This window comes from Phreatobacter sp. (genome assembly GCF_051860605.1).
In the GTDB taxonomy this organism is placed as follows: Bacteria; Pseudomonadota; Alphaproteobacteria; order Rhizobiales; family Phreatobacteraceae; genus Phreatobacter.
In genome coordinates, this window is sequence record NZ_JBHYDR010000003.1 from 421,319 (window position 1) to 443,806 (window position 22,488).

The 22,488-nt window shown below is 69.2% G+C and carries 26 protein-coding genes; 12 read left to right on the forward strand and 14 right to left on the reverse strand.

Going from position 1 to position 22,488, the window contains the following annotated elements:
• Genes dapE through dapD form a run of 4 tightly spaced genes read right to left on the reverse strand, consistent with a single transcriptional unit; the run spans position 1 to position 3,058 of the window.
• A complete protein-coding gene (gene dapE, locus ACTIFS_RS07505; protein WP_439573434.1) occupies positions 1-1,161 on the reverse strand; it encodes a succinyl-diaminopimelate desuccinylase in 1,161 nt (386 codons plus the stop codon).
• On the reverse strand, positions 1,158-1,613 hold the full coding sequence (locus ACTIFS_RS07510) for a DUF805 domain-containing protein (protein WP_439573435.1): 456 nt from the start codon (positions 1,611-1,613) through the stop codon (positions 1,158-1,160). Before ACTIFS_RS07510 ends, dapE begins: the two co-directional genes overlap by 4 nt.
• Positions 1,614-1,673: 60 nt before the next feature.
• Positions 1,674-2,171 (reverse strand): DUF805 domain-containing protein, encoded by a 498-nt coding sequence (locus ACTIFS_RS07515; RefSeq protein WP_439573436.1) that lies wholly within the window; start codon positions 2,169-2,171, stop codon positions 1,674-1,676.
• A gap of 41 nt (positions 2,172-2,212) precedes the next feature.
• Positions 2,213-3,058: a 2,3,4,5-tetrahydropyridine-2,6-dicarboxylate N-succinyltransferase gene (dapD, locus tag ACTIFS_RS07520; protein WP_439573437.1), complete on the reverse strand. Its 846-nt coding sequence runs from the start codon at positions 3,056-3,058 to the stop codon at positions 2,213-2,215.
• Between the two features lie 178 nt (positions 3,059-3,236).
• Between dapD and ACTIFS_RS07525 the strand changes: the two genes are divergently transcribed.
• Together ACTIFS_RS07525 and ACTIFS_RS07530 are read left to right on the forward strand one after the other, a co-directional pair.
• Positions 3,237-4,526, forward strand: coding sequence for a hemolysin family protein (locus ACTIFS_RS07525; protein WP_439573438.1), 1,290 nt, complete (start codon positions 3,237-3,239; stop codon positions 4,524-4,526).
• Positions 4,527-4,636: 110 nt separating this feature from the next.
• Entirely contained in the window at positions 4,637-5,167 is a 531-nt protein-coding gene (locus ACTIFS_RS07530; RefSeq protein ID WP_439573439.1) for a VOC family protein, read from the forward strand.
• 72 nt (positions 5,168-5,239) lie between these two features.
• On the opposite strand, the gene ACTIFS_RS07535 is transcribed toward ACTIFS_RS07530, so the two are convergent.
• The 4 genes from ACTIFS_RS07535 to ACTIFS_RS07550 all read right to left on the reverse strand — a co-directional run bounded on the left by ACTIFS_RS07535 (position 5,240) and on the right by ACTIFS_RS07550 (position 7,398).
• On the reverse strand, positions 5,240-5,452 hold the full coding sequence (locus ACTIFS_RS07535) for a hypothetical protein (protein WP_439573440.1): 213 nt from the start codon (positions 5,450-5,452) through the stop codon (positions 5,240-5,242).
• A 156-nt stretch (positions 5,453-5,608) separates the two neighbouring features.
• Entirely contained in the window at positions 5,609-6,256 is a 648-nt protein-coding gene (locus tag ACTIFS_RS07540; protein ID WP_439573441.1) for a class I SAM-dependent methyltransferase, read from the reverse strand.
• A gap of 67 nt (positions 6,257-6,323) precedes the next feature.
• Positions 6,324-6,809 (reverse strand): protein-export chaperone SecB, encoded by a 486-nt coding sequence (gene secB / locus ACTIFS_RS07545; RefSeq protein WP_439573442.1) that lies wholly within the window; start codon positions 6,807-6,809, stop codon positions 6,324-6,326.
• 124 nt (positions 6,810-6,933) lie between these two features.
• Positions 6,934-7,398: an FxsA family protein gene (locus tag ACTIFS_RS07550; RefSeq protein ID WP_439573443.1), complete on the reverse strand. Its 465-nt coding sequence runs from the start codon at positions 7,396-7,398 to the stop codon at positions 6,934-6,936.
• Between the two features lie 148 nt (positions 7,399-7,546).
• Between ACTIFS_RS07550 and ACTIFS_RS07555 the strand changes: the two genes are divergently transcribed.
• Entirely contained in the window at positions 7,547-9,394 is a 1,848-nt protein-coding gene (locus ACTIFS_RS07555; protein ID WP_439573444.1) for an extracellular solute-binding protein, read from the forward strand.
• Between the two features lie 87 nt (positions 9,395-9,481).
• Positions 9,482-10,807, forward strand: coding sequence for a 3,4-dihydroxy-2-butanone-4-phosphate synthase (gene ribB, locus ACTIFS_RS07560; RefSeq protein WP_439573445.1), 1,326 nt, complete (start codon positions 9,482-9,484; stop codon positions 10,805-10,807).
• A 50-nt stretch (positions 10,808-10,857) separates the two neighbouring features.
• Here ribB and ACTIFS_RS07565 read toward each other — a convergent pair whose 3' ends face one another.
• The 3 genes from ACTIFS_RS07565 to ACTIFS_RS07575 are packed head-to-tail and all read right to left on the reverse strand — an operon-like array spanning position 10,858 to position 12,753.
• Positions 10,858-11,673 (reverse strand): TIGR00282 family metallophosphoesterase, encoded by an 816-nt coding sequence (locus ACTIFS_RS07565; RefSeq protein ID WP_439573446.1) that lies wholly within the window; start codon positions 11,671-11,673, stop codon positions 10,858-10,860.
• A 2-nt stretch (positions 11,674-11,675) separates the two neighbouring features.
• Complete coding sequence (locus ACTIFS_RS07570; protein WP_439573447.1) at positions 11,676-12,158, reverse strand: hypothetical protein; 483 nt, start codon at positions 12,156-12,158, stop codon at positions 11,676-11,678.
• Positions 12,145-12,753 (reverse strand): 5-formyltetrahydrofolate cyclo-ligase, encoded by a 609-nt coding sequence (locus ACTIFS_RS07575; protein ID WP_439573448.1) that lies wholly within the window; start codon positions 12,751-12,753, stop codon positions 12,145-12,147. Before ACTIFS_RS07575 ends, ACTIFS_RS07570 begins: the two co-directional genes overlap by 14 nt.
• Positions 12,754-12,982: 229 nt before the next feature.
• Between ACTIFS_RS07575 and ACTIFS_RS07580 the strand changes: the two genes are divergently transcribed.
• From ACTIFS_RS07580 to ACTIFS_RS07600, 5 genes are all read left to right on the forward strand, one after another.
• Entirely contained in the window at positions 12,983-13,543 is a 561-nt protein-coding gene (locus ACTIFS_RS07580) for a sigma-70 family RNA polymerase sigma factor (RefSeq protein WP_439573449.1), read from the forward strand.
• Positions 13,540-14,235 carry a hypothetical protein gene (locus ACTIFS_RS07585; RefSeq protein WP_439573450.1) on the forward strand — a complete coding sequence of 232 codons (696 nt, stop codon included), beginning with the start codon at positions 13,540-13,542 and terminating at the stop codon, positions 14,233-14,235. Before ACTIFS_RS07580 ends, ACTIFS_RS07585 begins: the two co-directional genes overlap by 4 nt.
• Positions 14,236-14,351: 116 nt before the next feature.
• A complete protein-coding gene (locus ACTIFS_RS07590) occupies positions 14,352-16,679 on the forward strand; it encodes a S8 family peptidase (RefSeq protein ID WP_439573451.1) in 2,328 nt (775 codons plus the stop codon).
• A 128-nt stretch (positions 16,680-16,807) separates the two neighbouring features.
• Entirely contained in the window at positions 16,808-17,068 is a 261-nt protein-coding gene (locus ACTIFS_RS07595) for a hypothetical protein (RefSeq protein ID WP_439573452.1), read from the forward strand.
• A gap of 202 nt (positions 17,069-17,270) precedes the next feature.
• A complete protein-coding gene (locus tag ACTIFS_RS07600; RefSeq protein WP_439573452.1) occupies positions 17,271-17,531 on the forward strand; it encodes a hypothetical protein in 261 nt (86 codons plus the stop codon).
• A 58-nt stretch (positions 17,532-17,589) separates the two neighbouring features.
• On the opposite strand, the gene ygfZ is transcribed toward ACTIFS_RS07600, so the two are convergent.
• Positions 17,590-18,441: a CAF17-like 4Fe-4S cluster assembly/insertion protein YgfZ gene (gene ygfZ / locus ACTIFS_RS07605; protein ID WP_439573453.1), complete on the reverse strand. Its 852-nt coding sequence runs from the start codon at positions 18,439-18,441 to the stop codon at positions 17,590-17,592.
• Positions 18,442-18,811: 370 nt separating this feature from the next.
• Here ygfZ and ACTIFS_RS07610 point away from each other — a divergent pair, with 370 nt between their 5' ends.
• From ACTIFS_RS07610 to ACTIFS_RS07620, 3 genes are all read left to right on the forward strand, one after another.
• Positions 18,812-20,140 carry a dihydroorotase gene (locus tag ACTIFS_RS07610; RefSeq protein ID WP_439573454.1) on the forward strand — a complete coding sequence of 443 codons (1,329 nt, stop codon included), beginning with the start codon at positions 18,812-18,814 and terminating at the stop codon, positions 20,138-20,140.
• Positions 20,137-20,733 carry a class I SAM-dependent methyltransferase gene (locus ACTIFS_RS07615; protein ID WP_439573455.1) on the forward strand — a complete coding sequence of 199 codons (597 nt, stop codon included), beginning with the start codon at positions 20,137-20,139 and terminating at the stop codon, positions 20,731-20,733. The genes ACTIFS_RS07610 and ACTIFS_RS07615 overlap by 4 nt, the downstream gene beginning before the upstream one ends.
• Before the next feature lie 130 nt (positions 20,734-20,863).
• Positions 20,864-21,361, forward strand: coding sequence for a hypothetical protein (locus ACTIFS_RS07620; protein ID WP_439573456.1), 498 nt, complete (start codon positions 20,864-20,866; stop codon positions 21,359-21,361).
• A 3-nt stretch (positions 21,362-21,364) separates the two neighbouring features.
• Here the strand turns inward: ACTIFS_RS07620 and ACTIFS_RS07625 are convergent, their stop codons facing one another.
• Positions 21,365-22,171: a hypothetical protein gene (locus ACTIFS_RS07625; RefSeq protein WP_439573457.1), complete on the reverse strand. Its 807-nt coding sequence runs from the start codon at positions 22,169-22,171 to the stop codon at positions 21,365-21,367.
• Between the two features lie 29 nt (positions 22,172-22,200).
• Complete coding sequence (locus ACTIFS_RS07630; RefSeq protein WP_439573458.1) at positions 22,201-22,452, reverse strand: hypothetical protein; 252 nt, start codon at positions 22,450-22,452, stop codon at positions 22,201-22,203.
• Positions 22,453-22,488 lie beyond the last annotated feature (36 nt).

Here is a 22,488-nt window from a genome sequence, read left to right on the forward strand (position 1 = left end):
TCACCCGCCGAAATAGCGGTCGATGATGCGCCGGTAGATGGCGGTGAGCGTCACCAGATCGGCGACCGGAACGCGCTCGTCCACCTGATGCATGGTGTCGCCGACGAGGCCGAACTCGATAACCGGGCAATAGTCCTTGATGAAGCGTGCGTCCGAGGTGCCGCCCGAGGTGGAGAGCTCGGGCCGCCGGCCGGCGACCTCGGCAATGGCCGAGGCGACCAGATCGACGAACGGCCCCGGCTTCGTGATGAAGCTCTGCGAATTGCCGCGCGCCCAGGCAACCGACGGGCGTATGCCGGGCGCCACCGCCTGCGCCACGAGGCCCTCGATCCAGGCCTTCAGCCCGTCCAGCGTGTGCATGTCGTTGAATCGGATGTTGAGGCGGGCGGTCGCCGTCTGCGGGATGACGTTGGTCGCCGCATTGCCGACATCGACCGAGGTGATCTCGAGGTTCGACGGGTCGAAATGGGCGTTGCCGGCATCGAGCGGTTCTGCCGTCAGCCGGGCGAGGATCGCCAGCAGCGGCGGGATCGGATTGGCCGCCTTCTGCGGATAGGCGACATGGCCCTGCCGGCCCTCCACCGTCACGGTGGCGGACAGCGAGCCGCGCCGGCCGATCTTGACCATGTCGCCGAGCGCCGAGCGGTTGGTTGGCTCGCCGACGATGCAATGGTCGAAGCGCTCGCCGCGCGCATGGGCCCATTCCAGCAGCTTCACAGTGCCGTTGACGGAGGGTCCCTCCTCGTCGCCGGTGATGAGGAAGCCGATGGAGCCTTTCGGCTCGCCGCTATGCGCCGCAAGATGGTCGAGCGCGGCAGCCACGAAACAGGCGATGCCGCCCTTCATGTCGACCGCGCCGCGGCCGGTCATCACGCCGTCCTCGGTGCTGGCGGCAAAGGGCGGCGAGCGCCAGGCTGCCTCGTCGCCGGGCGGCACGACATCGGTATGGCCGGCGAATACCAGATGCGGCGCGCTGGTGCCGATCCGCGCATAGAGGTTTTCAACGTCCGGCGTGCCGGGCTCGCAGAAGGTGACGCGCTCGACCGCAAAGCCCGCGGCACCCAGCACGCGCTCAAGGAAGTCCAGCGCCCCGCCTTCCGCTGGCGTGACGGAGGGACAGCGGATGAGGTCGCGCGCCAGCGCAACCGGATCGGTGCTCATCGGGCGGGTGCTTCCAGCGGGTCGGGGCCATAGGTGTTCGGTCCGACGGTGCCGCGCATGAAGCCGAGGTCGATCAGCGCCCACAGGCCGGCAAGGCCGACAGCCAGGGTGAAGAGGACCGACAGCAGGCTGATGGAGTCGAGTTGCACCGGAATGACCATGTTCTTGAGCTGGTAGGCGAGGCTGATGGCGACCAGCGCCTGGACATAGGTCTGCGGGTGGCAGCGATCGTTCGAACGCTTGATCAGCAGGAAATAGGCGGGAACGACCAGAGCAAGGCCGACGAGGCCGGAAAGGATCGCCCCGCCCACGACCCCGGCGATGATCCAGCCGATCAGGCCGGCAACGAAGCCGCCGACGACGTTGGCCACGATCAGGATGACGAGGCCGATCCAGAAGTCCTGCCGGTGGATGCGTCCATCGCCGTTCAGGAAGATATATTGCAGATCCATCGCGCCGTCCTGTTGCTGCGCCGCCCCCGGCGGGACAGTGGCAAGACCGGTAGGGGCCGGTCAACGCCCGATGCCGCGCCCCCCCTCCCCCGGTTGGCCGGGGGGTTCGCCATAGCGGTTGGCGACCGGCTCGCCGGCCAGGAGGCCAAGATCGACGGCGAGCAGGATGAGCGCCGCGATCACCCACAGGCCGAGCAGGAACAGCAGGGTGCCGAGCGGGCCGACCGGATCGCCCAAGCCTGCCACCTGGGCAAGGCCGATGGCCAGGACGGGCACGAAGAACACCAGCAGCCAGGCCTCGGAACGGCCGCGGTCATGGCTGCGCTTGGCTGCCAGGGCCAGCGCCGGATAGAGGAAGGCGAGCGCCACCACCGCGACTGCCGCCTGGCCGAGGAAGTCCGAGGCCAGACGGCTGGCGATGTAGCCGAACAGGTTGAGCACGGCGACGCCGGCCCAGAAGCCACGGCGCGGGATGCGTCCCTCGAAGCTCAGGAACAGATGCGCCCAGGTGGCGGGCTCGAGCAGCACCTCCCGGTCTGTCCAGTCAGGCCGGGTCATCGGGACCTGGCGCTCATGTTGGACGGACGGGCATGGGCGCCTCAGTCGCGCAGGAGTTCGTTGATGCCGGTCTTCGAGCGGGTACGCTCGTCGACCGTCTTGACGATCACCGCGCAATAGGTCGAGGGGCCCCAGGTCTCGCCCGGCATCGGCTTGCCCGGCAGGTTGCCGGAGACGACCACCGAATAGGGCGGCACCCGGCCGACATGGATCTCGCCGGTCTGGCGGTCGACGACCTTGGTCGAGGAGGAGATGAACACGCCCATGGCGATCACCGAGCCCTCGCCGACGACGACGCCCTCGACGACCTCCGAGCGGGCGCCGATGAAGCAATTGTCCTCGATGATGGTCGGGCCGGCCTGCATCGGCTCCAGCACGCCGCCGATGCCGACGCCGCCGGACAGGTGGACATTCTTGCCGATCTGCGCGCAGGAGCCGACGGTGGCCCAGGTGTCCACCATCGTGCCCTCGTCGACATAGGCGCCGAGATTGACGAAGGACGGCATGAGCACGACGTTCTTCGCGATATAGGCGGAGCGGCGCACCACGCAGTTCGGCACGGCGCGGAAACCGGCCCTGCCGAACTCGGCCGGACCCCAGCCGTCGAACTTGGACGGCACCTTGTCCCACCAGGACGACCCGCCGGGGCCGCCGGCAATGGTTGTCATGTCGTTGAGGCGGAACGACAGCAGCACCGCCTTCTTCAGCCACTGATGGACGACCCACTGGCCATCCGCGCCCTTCGAGGCGACGCGCGCCTCGCCGGAATCGAGCAGGTTCAGCGCCGTCTCCACCGCCTCGCGGACCTCGCCGCGGGTGGCGGCGCTGATCTCGGCGCGGTTCTCGAAGGCCGTCTCGATGACGGACTGAAGCTGGGCATGCGACATGACACGGACCCGTTCTGGCTGTCGGACAGGAGCCGCGTTGTCGGCGGGGGACCTGCGCCTGTCAAGCAGCGGGCATGTCGCGGGCGGCTGTCCATCGCCACATATGGCACCGATCCTGTATGGAGAGGGCAGAAGCGCTCCGCCACGGGCTGCGGCTGTCGCGACAGACGGAGCCCCCGTGCTCATCGAGATCGTCATTCTCCTCGCACTGATCGTGGTCAACGGCGTTCTCGCCATGTCGGAATTGTCCGTGGTGTCGTCCCGGCCCGCCAGACTGAGAATGCTCGCGGATCAGGGAAGCGCCGGGGCACGGACGGCCCTCGACCTTGCCGAGAATCCCGGGCGGTTCCTGTCGACGGTCCAGATCGGCATCACGCTCGTCGGCATCCTGTCGGGCGCCTTCTCGGGCGCCACGCTGGGGACGCGGCTGTCCGGTTCGCTCCAGGAGTTCGGCCTGTCGCCAGCCGTTTCCGAGTGGATCGGCGTCGGCACGGTGGTGGTGGCCATCACCTATCTGTCGCTGATCGTCGGCGAACTGGTGCCGAAGCAGATCGCCCTGCGCAATCCGGAGCGGATCGCGGCGCGGGTCGCGCCGGCCATGAAGCTGCTGTCTCGCCTCGCCTCGCCGCTGGTCTGGCTGCTCGACAATTCAGGCAAGCTGGTGCTTGCGCTCCTTGGGCAGCGGGGCGCGACCGGCGAGCGGGTGACCGAGGAGGAGGTCAAGACGATCATTGCCGAGGCCGAGACGGCCGGCGTCTTCGAACCCGGCGAGAGCGAGATCATCACCGGCGTCATGCGCTTCGCCGACCGGTCTGCCAGCGCCCTGATGACGCCGCGCCGGGAGGTCGAGGTCATCAACCTGTCCGATCCGCCGGAGATGATCCGCGACCGGGCCCGCGCGACCCGTCGTTCGCGCCTGCCGGTCCAGGACGGCGACCCTGATTCCATTATCGGTGTCGTCCTTGCCAAGGACGTGGTGGATGCCTTCGCCTCCTCCGACCGGCCGGACCTGTCAGGGCTGATCCAGCAGGTGCCCGTGGTGCTGGACCGCACCGACGCGCTCGACGTGCTGCGCACGCTGCGGGCCTCCAGCGTGCATATGACGCTGGTCTTCGACGAGTACGGGCATTTCGAGGGCATCGTGACCGCCAATGACGTGCTGGGCGCGATCGTCGGTGCCCTCCAGCAGGACGACGCACAGGAGCCGGCCCTGGTCGAACGTGCAGACGGGTCCATGCTGGTCGCTGGCTGGATGGCGGCCGATGAGTTCGCCGCGCGGATTGGCCTGCGACTCGATCCGGAGGCCGAGTTCCAGACCCTGGCCGGTTTCGTCCTGTCGGAGATGGAGCGCATCCCGTCCGTCGGCGAGAGCTTTGAACATGCCGGCTGGCGTTTCGAGGTGCTCGACCTGGACGGACGACGGATCGACAAGATTCTCGTGTCGCGGGTCGGCGCGTCCGCAGGCTGAGTTTGCAGAAGCGCAAGCCACTGCTTGCCAGCCTCGCCAATCCGACTGCGCGATCGCATCTTGGGCAGGAGACGCGACGGCCCGTCCGCCGCCCGAAACAGGAGCACCCGATGACCGAAGCCCGGATCGTCCCCGTCGAATCACCAAACCCGCCGGTCGCTACCGGCACGCGGATCGGCCATGTCCACCTGAAGGTCGCCGACCTCGACCGTGCGCTCGGCTTCTATCGCGACGTGCTCGGCTTCCAGGTCACCCAGCGCTACGGCGACCAGGCGGTGTTCCTGTCGGCCGGCGGCTATCACCACCATATCGGCCTCAACACCTGGGAGAGCCGCGGCGGCTCGCCGCCGCCTCCCGGCACGACCGGCCTGTTCCACGTCGCCCTTCTGTATCCCGACCGGCCGGCTCTGGCTGACGCGCTCCGCCGCCTCGTCGAGGCCGGCCTCGCCCTCGACGGCGCCAGCGACCATGGCGTCAGCGAGGCGCTCTACCTGACCGATCCGGACGGCAATGGCGTGGAACTCTACTGGGACCGGCCGGTGGCGGAGTGGCCGGTCAACGCGGATGGAACGCTCGCCATGGTCACGCGCCGGCTCGACCTCGGCGCCCTGCTGGCGGATGCGCCGGCACGGGCGGCCTGACCGGTCGCTCCAACGCAAAACGCCCCGCCTGCTGGCGGGGCGTCAAGCACTTCCGGGAGCATCCGGCCGGTCTCACCCCATGACGATGTGAGCCTTGGCGCGATGCATCTGCCGGCTGGCCGTCTCGGTCACGGCAATGGCCGCGAGCGTTTCGGCGATGCGCTGCTCGGCGGCCTTGACGGAAGCCACCGGCCATTCCGCGAACACGGTATCGTTGTGCTTGAACACCACCTGATACGGACGAGCGGCGAAGGCGCTCGGACGAACTTCTGCAGTCACGTTCATTGCGACCTCCTCTGCTGGAGCGCACCCTAACCGACCACATGGCCATTATATGGCGAAAGCATTCAAATTGAAGGACTTTTTCGTGTGCAATGCGACATGGCGCAGCATTGCCGTCCGGACTGCAGCACGTTTCCCCCGGCGAGACGCGACGCCGCGCTAGCGCACAAGCCTCCACACGGCCGTCCGCTTGATCTCGAAATCCTCGAGTTCGCGCGTCACCGGAACCTCGTATTCGGCCAGGCGGTCCAGCCGGTCGCGCGGCAGGTAGGTGCGGCCGGGATCGCCGATCAGGACCGTCCGGCCGGCTGCCGCCAGCGGCGCCAGCCAGCCGACCATGGCCTCGGTCATGTCGCGCTGGTAGCAGATGTCACCGGCAAGGATCACCTCCCAGCCGGCATCCGTGCCGACCGGATTGCCGGTCGAGGCCGCGATGGTCACGGCATTGGCGGACGCGTTGAGGCCGACGGCCGCTTCCGCGAACCCGTCGATATCGACGGCCTGGACGCTGGCGGCCCCGGCCCGCGCGGCGGCGATGGCGACGAGGCCGGAGCCGGTGGCGACATCCAGGACATGGCGCCCGGCAACCGTGTCGGGATGGTCGAGAATGTAGCGGGCGAGCGCCTGGCCGCCGGCCCAGGCAAAGGCCCAGAACGGCGGATCGAGGCCGATCGCGCCAAGCTCCTCCTCCGTTCTCTGCCAGAGCGCCGTGGCCTCGTCGGCAAGGTGGAGGCTTATCTCCGGCGCATGCGGAACCGGCAGGAGCCGGGTGTTGGCGCGGATGAAGGCGGCGCGGTCGGCGATCATGCCGGCCCCCGAAACGACAGAGCCGGGCGCAGGGCCCGGCTCGTCGCATTCAGGATGTGCCAGGCGATCACTGGGTGATGATCGAGCCGCCCGGCTGCTGCGGCGCCTGCTGGGCCATGCGCTCGCGATACAGCACGGAGAAGTCGATCGGGTCGAGATAGAGCGGCGGGAAACCACCATCGCGGGTCGCGTTGGCGATGATCTGGCGCGCGAAGGGGAAGAGCAGGCGGGGGCACTCGATCAGCACGATCGGGTGGACGGCCTCCTGCGGCACGTTGGTGATGCGGAAGATGCCGCCATAGACCAGCTCGAACTTGAACAGCACGAGATCCTTGGTCTTGGCGTCGCCCTCGACGGCGAGCTCGATCTGGAAATCGGTCTCGCTCATCGGGTTGGCGTTGACATTGACCTGGATGTCGATGGCCGGCTGCTCCTCCTGCGGCATCAGGGAGCGCGGCGCATTCGGGTTCTCGAAGGACAGGTCCCGGATATACTGGGCCAGCACATTGAGCTGCGGGGCAGCATCCATCGGCTTTCCGCCATTGGGCGTCATGGTGTGATCTCCGGTCGCGCCGCCCGCGGGCGGTCCTGTGAAGGCAGGCTGGGACGAGGCTGTCTGTCGCGGGCTCGCTAGCACGCGGGGGTTGATGGAGCAAGGACGGGCCGGGTTTCCCCGGTCAGGGGCGTTCCGGACCGTCGATCCGGCGCGGCGGCTGGCGGTTTCGCTCCTCGCGCCAGTCGTCGGGGTCGAGATCGACGACGCCGGGCGGGGCGGGCCGGCGACCGGCCTCTGCGGGCGGCGTGCCCGACAGGCGAGACACGACGACCGGGACGAGGAGCGCAACCGCGAAGACATCGGTGACGAAACCGGGAATGGCGAAGAGGAGACCGGCCAGCGCCGTGAACAGCCCGTCGCGGGCGGCGCGGTCCGACACCGTCACCACCCCGCCTCCGGAGGCGGCAAGCGTGCGGATCAGACGGATCGCTCCGCCGCGCAGGATGAGGATGCCGAGCACGCTGGTGGCGATCATCGCAAACAGAGCGCCGGCAAAGCCGATCGCGCCGGCGACCCAGAAGAAGGCGGCAAACTCTGCGAACGGCAGGGCGGCAAGGCCGAGAAGGAGCCAGTGCGGGCGGATCATCGAACACTCCGGGCCGGGTGGCCGTCGCAGACAGATAGGGGCTGGCGCCGCAAAGCGCCATCGGGGTGCGACGGACGCCCGCCCCCGCCTTTCCCTCGCCGCATGACGCCCTATCATGCGGCCTGACAGATTCACGGAGCCCTGCGCCATGACCCCGTTTCTTCGCGGCCTTGTTGCCCTCGCCGCCGGTCTGCTGGTCGCCTCGGGCGCGCAGGCATCGGAACCGCCGCCCTGGCGCCACGCCCTGTCGCTGACCGGCGAGATCCGCTATCCGCCCGGCTTCACCCAGACCGACTATGTCAATCCGCAGGCCCCCAAGGGCGGCGTGGTGCGCCAGTCGATCACCGGCAGCTTCGACAGCTTCAACCACGTCCTGCCGCGCGGCGCGGCGGCCCCGGTCACGGGCCTGCTCTACATGCCGCTGTTCGACGACACGATGGACGAGATTTCCACCGCCTATGGCGCCATTGCCGATGCGGTGCGCCACCCGGACGACTATTCCTCCGTCACCTATCGCATCAATCCGAACGCCCGCTGGCATGACGGCCAGCCGATCACCCCGGAAGACGTGATCTGGACGATGGCGAAGCTGAAGGAGCTCAATCCCCGGCAGAGCTTCTATTATCGCAACGTCGTCAGCGTGGAGAAGACGGCCGAGCGCGAGGTGACCTTCACCTTCGATGCGCCCGGCAACCGCGAGAAGCCGCAGATCGTCGGACAGATCCGCGTCCTGCCGCGCCACTGGTGGGAGGGCACCGACGCACAGGGCCGTCGCCGCGACATCTCGCAGACCACGCTGGAACCGCCGCTCGGCTCCGGACCCTACCGCGTCCGGTCGTTCGAGCCGGGCCGCACCATCGTCATGGAGCGCGTCGCCGACTGGTGGGCCAGGGACCTGCCGGTCTATGTCGGCAAGCACAATTTCGACGAACAGCGCTTCGAGTTCTTCCGCGATTCCACCGTGCAGCTGGAGGCCTTCAAGGCCGACCAGGTGGACTTCCGCTTCGAGAACACGGCGCGCATCTGGGCGACGCAGTATGATTTCCCGGCCGTGCGCGACGGCCGTGTGATCCAGGAGACCTTCCCGGAGAGGGCCTCCACGAACATGCAGGCGGTGATCCTCAACCTGCGCCAGCAGAAGTTCCAGGACGTGAGGGTGCGGCGGGCGCTGACCCTGATGTTCGACTTCGAAACCATGAACGCCAACCTGATGTTCGGTGCCTACAAGCGCACCGACAGCTATTTCGTCGGCACCGAGCTGGCGTCCCGCGACCTGCCGACCGGCGAGGAACTGGCGATCCTCGAGACCGTCAGGGCCGATGTGCCGCCGGAGGTGTTCACCGAGCCCTACCGTGCGCCGGCAGGCGGCACGCCCGATGCCCAGCGCACCAATCTGCGCGAGGCGCTGCGGCTGATGCGCGAGGCGGGCTACGAGGTCCGCAACCGGCGCATGGTCAACCCGGCGACCGGCGAGCCGCTGCGCATCGAACTGCTGCTCAACGGCCCCTCCTTCGAGCGCCATGCGCTTGCCTTCAAGGCCTCGCTCGACCGGCTCGGCGTCGAACTGACCATCCGGGTGGTCGATTCCTCGCAATATGTGAACCGGGTGCGCGAGTTCGGCTTCGAGGCGATCTTCGGCTCCTATCCCCAGTCGCTGTCCCCCGGCAACGAGCAGCGCGACTTCTTCGGCACCGAGGCGGCCGGCCGGCAGGGCTCGTTCAACCGCGCCGGCATCCGCAATCCGGCCATCGACAGGATCATCGACCGGATCATCTTCGCGAAGAACCGCGCCGAACTGGTCGCGGCGACGCGCGCCATGGACCGGGTGCTGCTCCACAACCACTACATGATCCCGACCTGGTACTCGGCCGAGGAACGCACGGCGCGGTGGAACCGCTTCTCCCGGCCGGAGCGTCTGCCGACCTATGGCGGCGCGGCCTTCCCGACGGTGTGGTGGTGGGATCGCGCAAAGGCCGAGGCTCTCGGCAGCCGGTGAGGCGCGACTTCAGCTCTGCCGAAATGCAGAGCTGATCCCTCTCGATTTCAGTTTGACTGAAATACGCGCTGGCGCGATGGTCGCGCCATGAAGCTCGATACCTGGCTCCTGCGCACCGGCACCACCCGCATAGCCTTCGCCCGTCAGCTCGGCGTCTCGCCGGCGACGATCACGGCCCTGTGCAATGGCGAGACGCCCTGGATGTCGCGCGAGACGGCCGAGCGCATGGCCGCACTGACCGGCGGCGCCGTCACCCCCAATGATTTCATCGGCCTGAAGGGGCCGCGCGACGAGGAGAGAGCCATGCTAGAAGCCACCGAACGGGTGAAGGCGGCCCTCGACGCCTTCGCGAAGGGCCAGATCGTGGTCGTGACCGACGACGACGACCGCGAGAACGAGGGCGACCTGATCGTCGCCGCCTCGCTCTGCACGCCCGAGCAGATGGCCTTCATCGTGCGCCACACCTCCGGCATCGTCTGCACGCCGCTGACGGTGGCGGAGGCGCAGCGCCTGCGCCTCGACCCCATGGTCTCGGCCAACGATTCCCCGCACGGCACGGCCTTCACCGTGTCGGTGGACTATCGCCACGGCACCACCACCGGCATTTCGGCCGATGACCGCACCGCGACCGTCCGCGCGCTGGCCAATCCCAATGTCGGCGCGGTCGATTTCGTCCGCCCCGGCCACATCTTCCCGCTGATCGCCAAGGAGGGCGGCGTGCTGATGCGCTCCGGCCATACCGAGGCGGCAGTGGATCTGTGCAAGCTCGCGGGCCTGCCGCCGGTGGGCGTCATCTGCGAACTGGTCAATGACGACGGCACGGTGACGCGCGGGCCGCAGGTCACGGCCTTCGCCGAGAAGCACGGGCTGGTCATGGTCTCGGTCGCCGACCTGATCAAGTACCGTCAGGCGCGCGACCGTCTGGTGGAGCGCGCCGGCGAGTTCCCGATCGAGACGCCCTACGGCCCGGCGCGCGGCATTGCCTATCGCACGCCCTATGACCGGGTGGAGCACCTGGCGGTCGTGTTCGGCGAGGTGGACGATGCCGGCCCGACCCTGGTGCGCCTGCACCGGGAGACCGTGCTGCGCGACGTGTTCGGCACCAACCGGGCGACCGACTGCGCCATGAAGATGCTGGCCGAGAAGGGCGGCGTGCTGATCTACCTGCGCGACGGCACGGCCGGCGTGCCGGCCCAGTCGCTGGCCGCCACGGCGCCGTCGCCCGACATCCACGAGAGCCACGGATCAGCCCGCATGCGCGACGACCAGTGGCGGGAGATCGGGCTTGGCGCGCAGATCCTGCGCGACCTTGGCGCCAACCAGATCCGCCTGCTGGCCTCCAAGACCCGCCACTATGTCGGTCTCGGCGGCTTCGGCATCGAGATCGCCTCCACCGAGATGATGGAGGTCTGAGGGAGCGGCCGGCATCCGGCACCCCGGAGCAACGACACGCGCAGCCGGGATCAGGCCCGGCCGAGGCCGGTCTGTTCCAGCACCCCGCCGACCCGGAGCGGCGTCACCGCCGTGGCAAGCCCGTTGGCGCCGATCTCGACGATGAGGCCGGTGAGCGTCGCCTGGCCGCCGGCCGGCTCGAACTTGCCGCCCGGCGTCTTCTCGCGCATGCGCCGCAGCGGCTCGGCCTTGTCCATGCCGATCACCGAATCGTAGTCGCCGCACATGCCGACATCGCTCTGATAGGCGGTGCCGCCGGCCAGAACGTGATGGTCGGCGGTCGGCACATGGGTGTGGGTGCCGATGACCAGCGACACGCGCCCGTCGAGCAGATGCCCCATGACCTGCTTCTCGCTGGTCGCCTCGGCATGGATATCGACGACGATGGCATCGGCCACCCGGCCGAGCGGGGCGGCCTCCACCTCGCGCTCGACCGCCGCGAAGGGGTCGTCCATGGCGTCCATGAACACCCGGCCCATGACGTTGACCACCAGCACCTGCGCGCCGTTCTTGGCCTCGACCAGGGCCGCGCCCCGGCCGGGCGTGCCGGCGGGATAGTTGACCGGACGGACGAGACGCGGCGCCCGGTCGATGAAGACGAGCGCCTCGCGCTGGTCCCAGGAATGGTTGCCGAGGGTCACGCAATCGGCGCCGGCATCCAGAAGCTCCTGGTAGATCGCCTCGGTGATGCCGAAGCCATGGGCGGAGTTCTCGCCGTTGATGACGACGCAGTCGAGCTTCAGGTCGGCGACGAGACCGGGCAGTTTTTCGGTGACGGCGGTCCGGCCGGCCTTGCCGACGACATCGCCGAGGAAGAGGAGGCGCATACTCATTTCACGTTGCTCAAATCCAGATAGGGCAAGAAGCGCTCCTCCAGTTTCTGGCTTTCAGCCATCACATAGTTCAATCGGCCATAGTGTTCCTTAATTACCTGCCCTCGCGCCGGATCATTCATTCTCTGCTCATAGGTTTCATGATAAAGATTGAGGTTAATCGCAATAATTCTGAAATTTTCTATGTATTTGCAAAGTTCTTGGTCGAACAAAAACCTTGCGTGCCATGTCTTGTTGATAAAATCTCGGTGCTCATCGTCGTGCATTTTTGTTTGCTGAAGCAAAGCGGACACAAGCTTCCTGGTCGCCTCGTAAACAACAAACCGACGGTCGAACAGGTCGATTGCCAACTTCGACTTCGCGGTCTTCCACTGATTGTATTGAATCAGAGATGCGATCCCCGCCGCGACAATCGCAACAAAAGTTGGGCCAACCGCCTGAGTAAAGTTTACCCAGTTGGGAAGATTAGCTGACGCCATAACTCGTCAATCCCCGTTCCGTGAGCAAAAAATCCAGCCTGCGGTCATGGGGCTCATGCGGCACGGCGTCAACCTCCTGCACCGAGAAGGCGACACCGACGGCGATGCGCGGCGCGATGCTGTCGAGCCGGGCGAGCGCCCTGTCGTAATGGCCCTTGCCGTAGCCGATGCGGTGGCCGGCGGCGTCGAAGGCGGCGAGCGGGGTGAGAAGGATATCCGGCTCGACCGCGGCCGCCTCCGGGCCCGGCCCGACCGTGCCGAAGCCCATGGGCACGAGCGCCGCGCCGCGCACCAGCTCGCGGAAGATCATCGGGCCTTTCCGGTCCGGGAAGGCCGGCAGGGCGAGCCGCGCGCCGGCCAGCCGCAGCCGGTCCATCAGCGGGCGGACGTCGATCTCGGACTGGATCGGCAGGAAGCCGGAGACGATGCGGCCGGCGACCGCAACGACATCGAGCGGAAAGGCTTCGGCCAGGGCCAGCGCCGCCTCGATGCGGGCGGCCGTGCCGAGCCCGTCACGCCGGGCGAGGGCCGCGGCGCGCAGCGCGGCCTTGGCGCCGTTCGCAAGGGTCGGGGCGGAGGCAGGAGAGCCGGTCATGACGGCAACAGCCATAGCCGGCCCGGCCAGCGTCGTCACCCGCCACGGTGCTGCCGCGCGCTCGACGCCGCTCAGCTGCGCGCCGCCGGTCGCGAGGTTGACCTTGCGGGCCGTTCCGGCATGTTACGCGGGCCCGCCTGCCGGGCTCCGACAGATTCTTCCATGGTCCTTGAACCTTTTCGCCGGCTGCCGCGACTGACCTTGCGAGCCCCCCGGCTCGGGAGTGGTGATGCAGTCTGACAGCGACCAGGATCTTATCCTCCGGGTTGCCAAGGGCGATCGCCTCGCCTTCAGGACCCTTTATGCCCGTCACAATGTCCGCGTGTTCCGGTTCATTCTCCGGTTCATCCGGGACGAAGGGCAGGCTGAAGACCTGATCGGCGAAGTCTTCCTGGACGTGTGGCGGCAGGCCGACAGGTTCGAGGGACGTTCGTCCGTCTCGACCTGGATCCTCGGAATGGCTCGTTTCAAGGCGTTGTCCTCGCTGAGGAAAACGACAGAGGCGGAACTCGACGAGGAACAGGCCTCCGCCATCGCGGACGATGCGGACACACCCGAGGTGGTGGCTCAGAAGGTTGACAAGGCACAGGCGATCCGCCGCTGCATTGACCAGCTTTCGAACGAGCACCGGGAGATCATCGATCTCGTCTACTACCAGGAGAAATCGATCTCCGAGGTGGCCGAGATTGTCGGGATCCCGGAAAACACCGTCAAAACGCGCATGTTCTATGCGCGCAAACGGCTCCAGGAGCTCATGCAGAGCCAGGGAGTCGATCGAGGTTGGCCATGACGACTCGCAGCCCCATCGAGAATGCCGAGCGCCGGGCCGTTTCCGAGCTGCTTCCCTGGTACGCCGCCGGCACCCTGTCGCCCCAGGACAATGCCCGCGTGGAGACGGCGCTGGCCGCCGATCCGACGCTGCGCGAGGAACTGGAGATCGTCCGCGACGATCAGGACGCGACCTTCGCGCTGGCCGAGGCCTCGCCCCGCCCCTCCCCCCGCGTGCTCGACGATCTGATGCGGCGGGTCGAGGCGGAGCCGGCCAAGCTCGCCCATCTGACGGCGCGTGCCCGGTCCGGTTTCGCTGACTGGCTCGGCGGGAAGCTGAGCCTCCTGTCGCCGCGCACGCTGGCCTATGCGGCGGGTGCCGCGGCGGTCGCCCTGGTCCTTCAGGCCGGCATCATCGGCTCCAGCTTCATCGGCGGGCCGGCGAACTTCCAGACGGCCTCGCACCAGCCGGCGGCCGGCGCGGCCGCCCAGGGCACGTTCCTGCTCATCGGCTTCCAGGCCGGTGCCACGACCGAGGACATGACCGGCCTGCTCAACCAGGTGCGCGGTACCATTGTCGAGGGTCCGCGGCCGGGCGGCTTCTACCGGGTGCGGATCGGCGGCGCCGGCATGAACCAGGCCGAGATCGACGCGGCCCTTGCGACCCTGCGCGCCCGCTCCGCGGTGGTGCGGTTCGCCGGCCCTGCCTCCTGAGGGGCGGGTCCGGCCGCCACATGACGGCCCCGGAGCCGTTGAAACATGTGAGCAGTCAAACAGAAACAATCCCCGCCTAGACACGGGGCCGATTGTCGATTGCCAGGGATGCCACCATGGACGCCGCCAGGACGGATCGTGACCATATCGATCGCGTTGAGACTGATCGCGCCGAGGCCGACCGCACCGAAATGACGCTTGCCATGCCTCGCCTGCCGGTCGCCGCGCGCGTCCGCAAGGGGGCTCTGGCCGCATTTCTGGCGCTGCTCGCCGGCTCCACCTTCCTCGTCGCCGATGTCCGGCCGGCCGAGGCCCAGTTCGGCATCGGCATCGGCGGGATCAGCATCGGTGGCGGAGGCCGCGACGTGTTTCGCGGTCGCGGTCGCGGCATGGACATCCAGAACCGCATGCGCGGCGTCGAACGGCTGCAGGGCCTGCGGAGCCAGGGCGGCCGCTTCGGCCGCTTCGGCGGCGAGGGTGGCCGCATGGGACGATTCGGCGGCGAAGGTGGCCGCATGGGCCGTTTCGGCGGTGAAGGCGGCCGCATGGGACGTTTCGGCGGCGAAGGTGGCCGCATGGGTCGCTTCGGCGGCGAAGGCGGCCGCATGGGACGTTTCGGCGGCGAAGGTGGCCGCATGGGTCGCTTCGGCGGCGAAGGCGGCCGCACGGGACGTTTCGGCGGCGAGGGCAGTCGCACAGGCCGCTTCGGCGGCGAAGGTGGCCGTGTCGGCCGCGGTACCGGTGGCGAAGGTGGCCGCGTCGGTCGCGGTCCCGGTGGCCGTTATGGCGGCGATCGCGTGCCCGGCAGCGGCAGGCCCGGCACAACTGGCAAGCCGACCGATGGCGGCGTCGCCACGAGGCCGCCGACCCGCCCGCCCGGCCGCCCGCCGGGAGGCCGCCCCGGTGGCCGGCCCGGATGGCCCGACCGCGGGCCGGTGGTGGAACTGCCGCCGCGCGGACCGAATTTCCCCCCCGGTGGCCGGCCGCCCGGCGGCTTTCCGCCCGGTGGCGGCGGAGGCGGCCTGCCGCCCGGCCTTCCTCCGGGTCCGGGCATCGCGCCTGGCGTGATCGCCGGAGCCGCAGCCGGTGCCCTCGCCATTCCCGCGCTTGTCAGCATCGCCCGCTCCAGCCAGGCCCGCGCGCAGGATGCGCCCGGCCTGCCGCCGGCCAACGAGCGGCGCTTCGTTCCTGACGAAGTGCTGTTCATCATGCGCAGCGACGCCTCCCCGGCTGCCGTCCGCAACGTGGTGCGCCGGTTCAACCTGACTCTCATCTCGCAGGACCGGTCCGACCTGGTCGGCACGATGGTGCATCGCTACCGGGTGCCCAACCGCCTGACGGTGCCGGCGGCCATCCGGGCCATGCAGCGGGCGGCCGGCATCGCCTATGTGCAGCCGAACTACGTCTTCGAGCGGCCGAGCTACGTGTTCCGCCTTCAGAGCGCGACCACCACCCAGGGCGGCGGCGCCTCGCTGCAATATGTCGTCGACACGCTGCGCCTGCCCGAGGCGCATCTGATCGCCCGCGGCGAAAGCGTTCCGATCGCCGTCATCGATTCCGGTGTCGATGCCTCCCATCCGGAGGTGAACGGCCGCGTGGTGCAGAGTTTCGATGCGGTCGGCGGCACCTTCCAGCCCCATGAGCACGGCACCGGCATGGTCGGCGCCATCGTCGCGCAGAACCAGCTGACCGGGGTTTCGCCCCGCGCCAACATTCTCGCCGCCCGTGCCTTCGCCCCCGGCCAGACCGCGGGCGCAACCGGCACGAGCTATCACATCCTCCGGGCCATGGACTGGTCGATCCGGCAGGGCGCGCGCGTCATCAACATGAGCTTCGCCGGCCCGCGCGACCCGATGATGACCCGCGCCATCCAGGTCGCCGCCGGGCGGCGCATCGCGCTGATCGCCGCCATGGGCAACGAGGGGCCGGACGCGCCCGTGTCGTTCCCGGCCGCCGATCCGAATGTCATCGCGGTGACCGCGACCGACCGCGACGGCCGGCTGTTCTCGGCCGCCAGCCGCGGCAACCACGTCGCGGTGGCCGCACCGGGTGTCGAGGTCCTGCTGCCCGCGCCCCGCGGGGGCTACCAGATCTCGTCCGGCACCTCGGTGGCGGCGGCTCATGTCAGCGGCATCGCGGCGCTGATCATCGAGCGGCAGCCCGACATCGATCCGACCGCCCTGCGTCAGATCCTGCAGGAGACGGCCCGGCGTGGCACGGGTCCCGATCCCCATCTCGGCGCCGGCGTGGCCGACCCGGTCCCGGCGCTGCAGGCGACCAACCGGCCCGACCAGCCCGGCGTGCCGATGGTGACGGCGCCGCCGGCACCGGTTCCGGAAACGGCGCGGGCCCCGGCCGCCGGCCCGGACACGGCGCAGGTTCCGGCCGGAGCCGCCCCGCGGCCGGCCAGCGTCGATCCTGCCCCGGCGACGGCACGCCCCTGACGCATCACATCCGCCACACCCTCGGGCCTGCGCAAAAAACACTGCGCGGGCCCGAACCTTTTTCGTCCCCGCCGCGACCCATGGAGGACCGGGGCAACGGGCCCCAGGATACCTGACGGAGACCCACCATGAACCGCTTCAAGACCCTCGCTCTCGCCGCCACCGCCGCCGCCGCCCTGTCGGTGGTCGCCGCCCCCCAGGCCGAAGCCCGCCCGCGTTTCGGCGGCGCCCTGATCGCCGGCCTCGTCATCGGTGGCGCGGCCGCCTCGATCGCCGCCCACAGCGCCTATGCCCGCCCCGGCTATGTCTATGGCGAGTGCTACACGGTGCGCCGCTGGGTCGACACCCCCTACGGCCCGGCCGTCCGCCGCGTCCGCGTCTGCGACTGATCCGGCGGCCCCTGAGCCCCGGTCCAGCCCCCGGCCACCAGCCGGGGGCTTTGCCGTTCCGGGGGTGAATCGCGAGCCTGCAATCAGGCCTCGCCTGTCGCCAGCACGAAAAATCACGAGCCTGATCGAACCTTTTTCGTCCCCGCCGCGACCCATGGAGGACCGGGGCAACGGGCCCCAGGATACCTGACGGAGACCCACCATGAACCGCTTCAAGACCCTCGCTCTCGCCGCCACCGCCGCCGCCGCCCTGTCGGTGGTCGCCGCCCCCCAGGCCGAAGCCCGCCCGCGTTTCGGCGGCGCCCTGATCGCCGGCCTCGTCATCGGCGGCGCGGCCGCCTCGATCGCCGCCCACAGCGCCTATGCCCGCCCCGGCTATGTCTATGGCGAGTGCTACACGGTGCGCCGCTGGGTCGACACCCCCTACGGCCCGGCCGTCCGCCGCGTCCGCGTCTGCGACTGATCCGGCGGCCTAAAAGCCCCGGTCAAGCCCCCGGCCACCAGCCGGGGGCTTTGCCGTTTCAGGCGGCGGGAACGGAAAAACGCGCCCAGTCGGGCTTCACGAGGGTCAGCGCGATCCCGCCGGCGCTGAGGGTCTGCCCGGCGGCCAGCGCCTCCTCGACCCGGTCGAGCCGCAGTTTCGCAAGGCCCCTGCCCTCTGCCGACGAGCCCATCATGCCGACGGCCCTGTCGCCGGCCATCACGTCGGCGCCCTCCATCGGCGCATGGTCGGCATAGGTCACCGGCACGATGCGGGTGCGGGCGGTGCCGCGATGCTCCATGCGGCTGACCACCTCCTGTCCGACATAGCAGCCCTTGGCGAAATCGACGCCGGCGAACTGGTCCATGTCGGCCTCGTGCGGGAAGGCATCGCCATAGCTGAAGTCGCGCCCGCCCTCGGGGATGCCGAGCCCGATCCGATGGGCCTGGAAGGCGCCGGCATCGCTGACGAGCTCCATCGGCAGCGGCGCGATCATCCGCCAGCCGAGGTCCTCATGGCGCGGATCGCGATAGAGCATGCCGCCGACCACGGGGGCCTCAGCCCCGCCCCAGAAGGCGGTGACGCCGACCTGATCGGACTGGTCCTCGATCAGCACCCTGGCGCGCAGCCGGTAGAAGGTTAGCTTTCGGACCAGATCCGGCGCCAGCACCTTCGGCAGGTCGAGATGGAAGCCGCCGCCGAGGTTCTCAGGCGCCGCCACGATCAGGAAATCGGCCACGATCTTGCCCTGCGGGGTGAGGAGCGCGCCGAAGCGCGCCTCGCCGGGCGCCAGCTTCTCCACATCGCAGGTGACCAGGCCCTGCAGAAACCGCGCGGCATCCTCGCCGGCGATCCGGATGACGCCACGCTCGGGCAGGAAGGCGCTGTGCATCACGACAACTCCATTGTGCCCGGCCTGAGGGGCAATGAGGGCATCAATAACGTGCGTCCTTCGAGGCGGGCGTGCGCGAGGACCGCATGGTTTTTGCGGTTGTTGGCAGGCAAAGGCGGTGCGGCGGTAGTGCGCGGGGGCTGCATCCGGCATGGCGGCGATCTGGCGCCTCGCCAGCAGGCCGGGCCTATGCAACACACCACCCTCCTCATCCTGAGGTGCGAGCGCAAGCGAGCCTCGAAGGACGCAGGACCTTGGTGCAGTGCTGCAAGGCCATGCCGCCCCCCGGTCATCTTGGCACTCCCGTCAATCTCCGACATAAGCGAGGCCGCGCCGGGGACAAGCCCCGGCCCGATGCCGGGAGCCATCCATGACCACCTATGACGTCATCTTCAGGAACGGCACGGTGGTCAACCAGGACGGCCAGGGCCAGCGCGACATCGGCGTGACCGACGGCCGCACCGCCTTCATCGGCGACCTGTCCCGGTCCTCGGCCGGCGAGGTGGTGGACTGCACCGGGCTCCACATCCTGCCCGGCGTGATCGACAGCCAGGTGCATTTCCGCGAGCCGGGCCCGACCCATAAGGAAGACCTCGAATCGGGCTCGCGCGCAGCCGTCATGGGCGGCGTGACCGCCGTGTTCGAGATGCCGAACACCGACCCGCTGACCACGTCCGAGGCGGCGCTCGCCGACAAGCTGGCGCGGGCGCGGGACCGGATGCACTGCGACTTCGCCTTCTGGGTCGGCGGCACGCACGAGAACGCAGCCCATGTGGCCGAACTGGAGCGCCTGCCGGGTGCGGCCGGCATCAAGGTGTTCATGGGCTCGTCCACCGGCTCGCTGCTGGTCGAGGACGATGCGGGCGTCGCCGCCATCCTGAAGAACACCCGCCGCCGCTCGGCCTTCCACTCCGAGGACGAGTTCCGCCTGCGCGAACGCAAGGGCGAGCGGATCGAGGGCGACCCGCGCTCCCATCCGGTCTGGCGCGACGAGATCGCGGCGCTGATGTGCACGGAGCGGCTGGTCGGGATCGCCAGACGCTTCAACGCCAAGATCCATGTCCTGCACATCTCGACCGCCGAGGAGATCGACTATCTCCAGAACCACAAGGATGTCGCCACCTGCGAGGCGACGCCGCATCACCTGACCCTGGTTGCGCCCGACTGCTACGAGCGGCTCGGCACGCTCGCCCAGATGAACCCGCCGGTGCGCGACGCGCGCGCGCAGGCCGGCATCTGGAAGGGTATCGAACAGGGCATCGTCGACGTGCTCGGCTCCGACCACGCCCCCCACACGCTGGAGGAGAAGCAGAAGACCTATCCGGCCTCGCCCTCGGGCATGACCGGGGTCCAGACGCTGGTGCCGACCATGCTCGACCATGTGAACGCGGGCAAGCTGACGCTTGAGCGCTTCGTCGATCTCACCAGCCACGGCCCTGCGCGCATCTTCGCCATTGCCGGCAAGGGGCGCATCGCCGCCGGCTATGACGCCGATTTCACCATCGTCGACATGAAGCGGCGCCAGACCATCACCCATGACTGGATCGCCTCGAAGAGCCGCTGGACGCCTCATGACGGCCGGGAGGTGACCGGCTGGCCGGTCGGCACCGTCATCCGCGGCCGGCGCGTCATGTGGGAGGGCGACCTCGTCACGCCGTCGGGCGGGCAGGCGGTCCGGTTCCAGGACCAGCGGGCGTGAGCGGGGCCTCGACCGACGGCTATGCCGGTTCGGCCGATGCCCTCGCCCAGCAGTATGAGAGCGTGACCTTCGATGAGGTCCACGCGCCGGTCCTGCACCTGCTGCCCGCCCCGCCCGGCCGGGCCCTCGATATCGGCGCCGGCACCGGCCGCGATGCGGCGGCGCTCGCCCGCCGGGGCTTTGCGGTCACCGCCGTCGAGCCGACCGCAGAACTGAGGGCGCATGGCGAGCGGCTGCATGCCGGCCTCGGCATCACCTGGATCGACGACAGCCTGCCGGACCTGGCCGTGCTGCGCGCGCGGCCGGACCGCTGCGATCTCGTCATGCTGACGGCCGTCTGGATGCATCTCGATGCGGCGGAACGGTCCGTCGCGATGGCGGCGATCGCCGGGCTTGGGGCGCCGCGCGCGCAGCTGTTCGTGACGCTGCGCCACGGCCCCGTGCCGGACGGGCGCCGCATGTTCGAGGTCGGGGCCGAAGAGACCGTGGCTCTCGGCCGTCGCCATGGTTTTCGGGGGCTCCACGAGAGCCGGCACGGCGACATGCTCGGCCGGCCGGATGTCCACTGGACGCATCTGGTGCTCGGCCGATGAGCCGATCCTGCCCGCGGCTTGTCCTGCCAACCGCTTTTCCTGCGCAGGATGAGAGGACAGCGCGCCGGCGCGGTGGCAGCATCGCGCCACCCGGAGTGCCGTGTGCCTCCATCCGTTCAAGGGTTCCCCCATGCGCTTCACTGCCCCCGTCCTCGCCCTCCTGGCGGCCCTGTTCCTGATGCCCGTAGCGGCCTCGGCCGCCACCTACCAGCTCGGCTCGCCGCCCTTTGCCGAGATCACCCTGCCCGATGCGTGGTCGCCGAAGGTCTCCGAGCGCGGCGTGGAGGCGACAACCGACGACGACGAGATCTATGTCGCGGTGCGCCCGGCCGGGGTCGCCAGCACCGAGGACGCGGTCAAGCAGACGCTCTCCTATCTGATCGAACAGGGCGTGAAGATCGACGCCTCGACCCAGCGGCAGCAGGAAGGTCAGATCAGGGGCATGCCGGTGGTCACCCTCGCCTATTCGGGCAAGGACGAGGACGACGAGGACATCGAGATCAGCGTCAGCGTGATCGTGGTGAACCCGTCGGCCACCATCGTGCTGACCTATTGGGGCTCGAAGGAGGGCGAGCGCACCTACGGTGCGGAGCTTGCCGCCATCCTGCAGAGCCTGACGCGCAAATAGGGCTCACTCTCCGGCCAGGAAGAAGTGCAGCGTGCCGTCCGGGCCGATGCCGAGCCGCCAGAACACCCACGAGCCGAGCGTGCGCATGTCGCGCACGTCCTGCGCGGTCATCAGCCGGTAGAGATCGACCGACTGGCGGGCGTCGAGGCGGTCGAGCGGCACATGGGCCAGATAGGGCCACACGAACATCTCCTGTGGCGTGCCGCGATTGATCCGGGCCGCCGGCAGGTCGAGGATGTTGATGAGGATGGCGAGAATCTCGCGGCCGTCGCCATCGCCCGAGGCCTGCTTCCAGAACGCGACCGGATCGCGCTCCCCGCCGCGGGAGAAGACCGGCATGGTCTCGTTGGTCTCGAACACGACCTTCAGCCGCTCGAGGTCGCCCGAGCGGGCGGCCAGGATCAGCCGTTCGCGCATGGCGCCGACACGGTCGCCGAGGTCCTCGTTGTCCGGCAGCAGGTCGACGGAGGCCGGCGGTGGCGGACGCGGGCGTGGCGGCCGTGTCTCGGCAGCAGGAACCGGCACTGGCGCGGCGGTGGCAGCGGCCGGAGGCGGCGCGGGGTTTGCCGGCGCGGGGCTGGCTGACGAAGGGCTTGCCGGCGCGGGGCTTGCCGGCGGGGTGACAGGCTGCGTGTCGGCCCCCGGCGTCACATCCCGGATGCCCTGGCGCAGCTGGACGCCCGAACCGGACAGGACCGGGGGCTGCTGCGGCAGGCGCTGACGTTCCACGGGCAGGATCTGCGCGACGGCAACGCCGAGCGCCAGGCTCGACACCACGGTTCCCAGGATGGCCGCTCTGCGGGGGGTCACGCCAAGGCCTCGCCGCTTGCCCGGAACGCTCAGTGGGACGAGCGCTCCACGGTGAATTCGCCCGCCCGGAGCCGTTCGGCCAGCCGCTCCGCGAAGACGGCACTGGCGTCCTCGCCATAGGTCGCCACCATCTCGACGAAGGAGGCGAAGATCGCGGCCTGCGCGATGCAGTCGACATCCAGGCCATCCAGCCGGGCCTCCGCGAAGGCCTCGGACACATAGCCCATGGCGACGCGGCGCTGGTCTTCGGCTTCCGCCGTGCGGGCGGTTATGGCAGGCATGGAATGCATCGACTCGTCCAAGCGTTGGACCGTTGG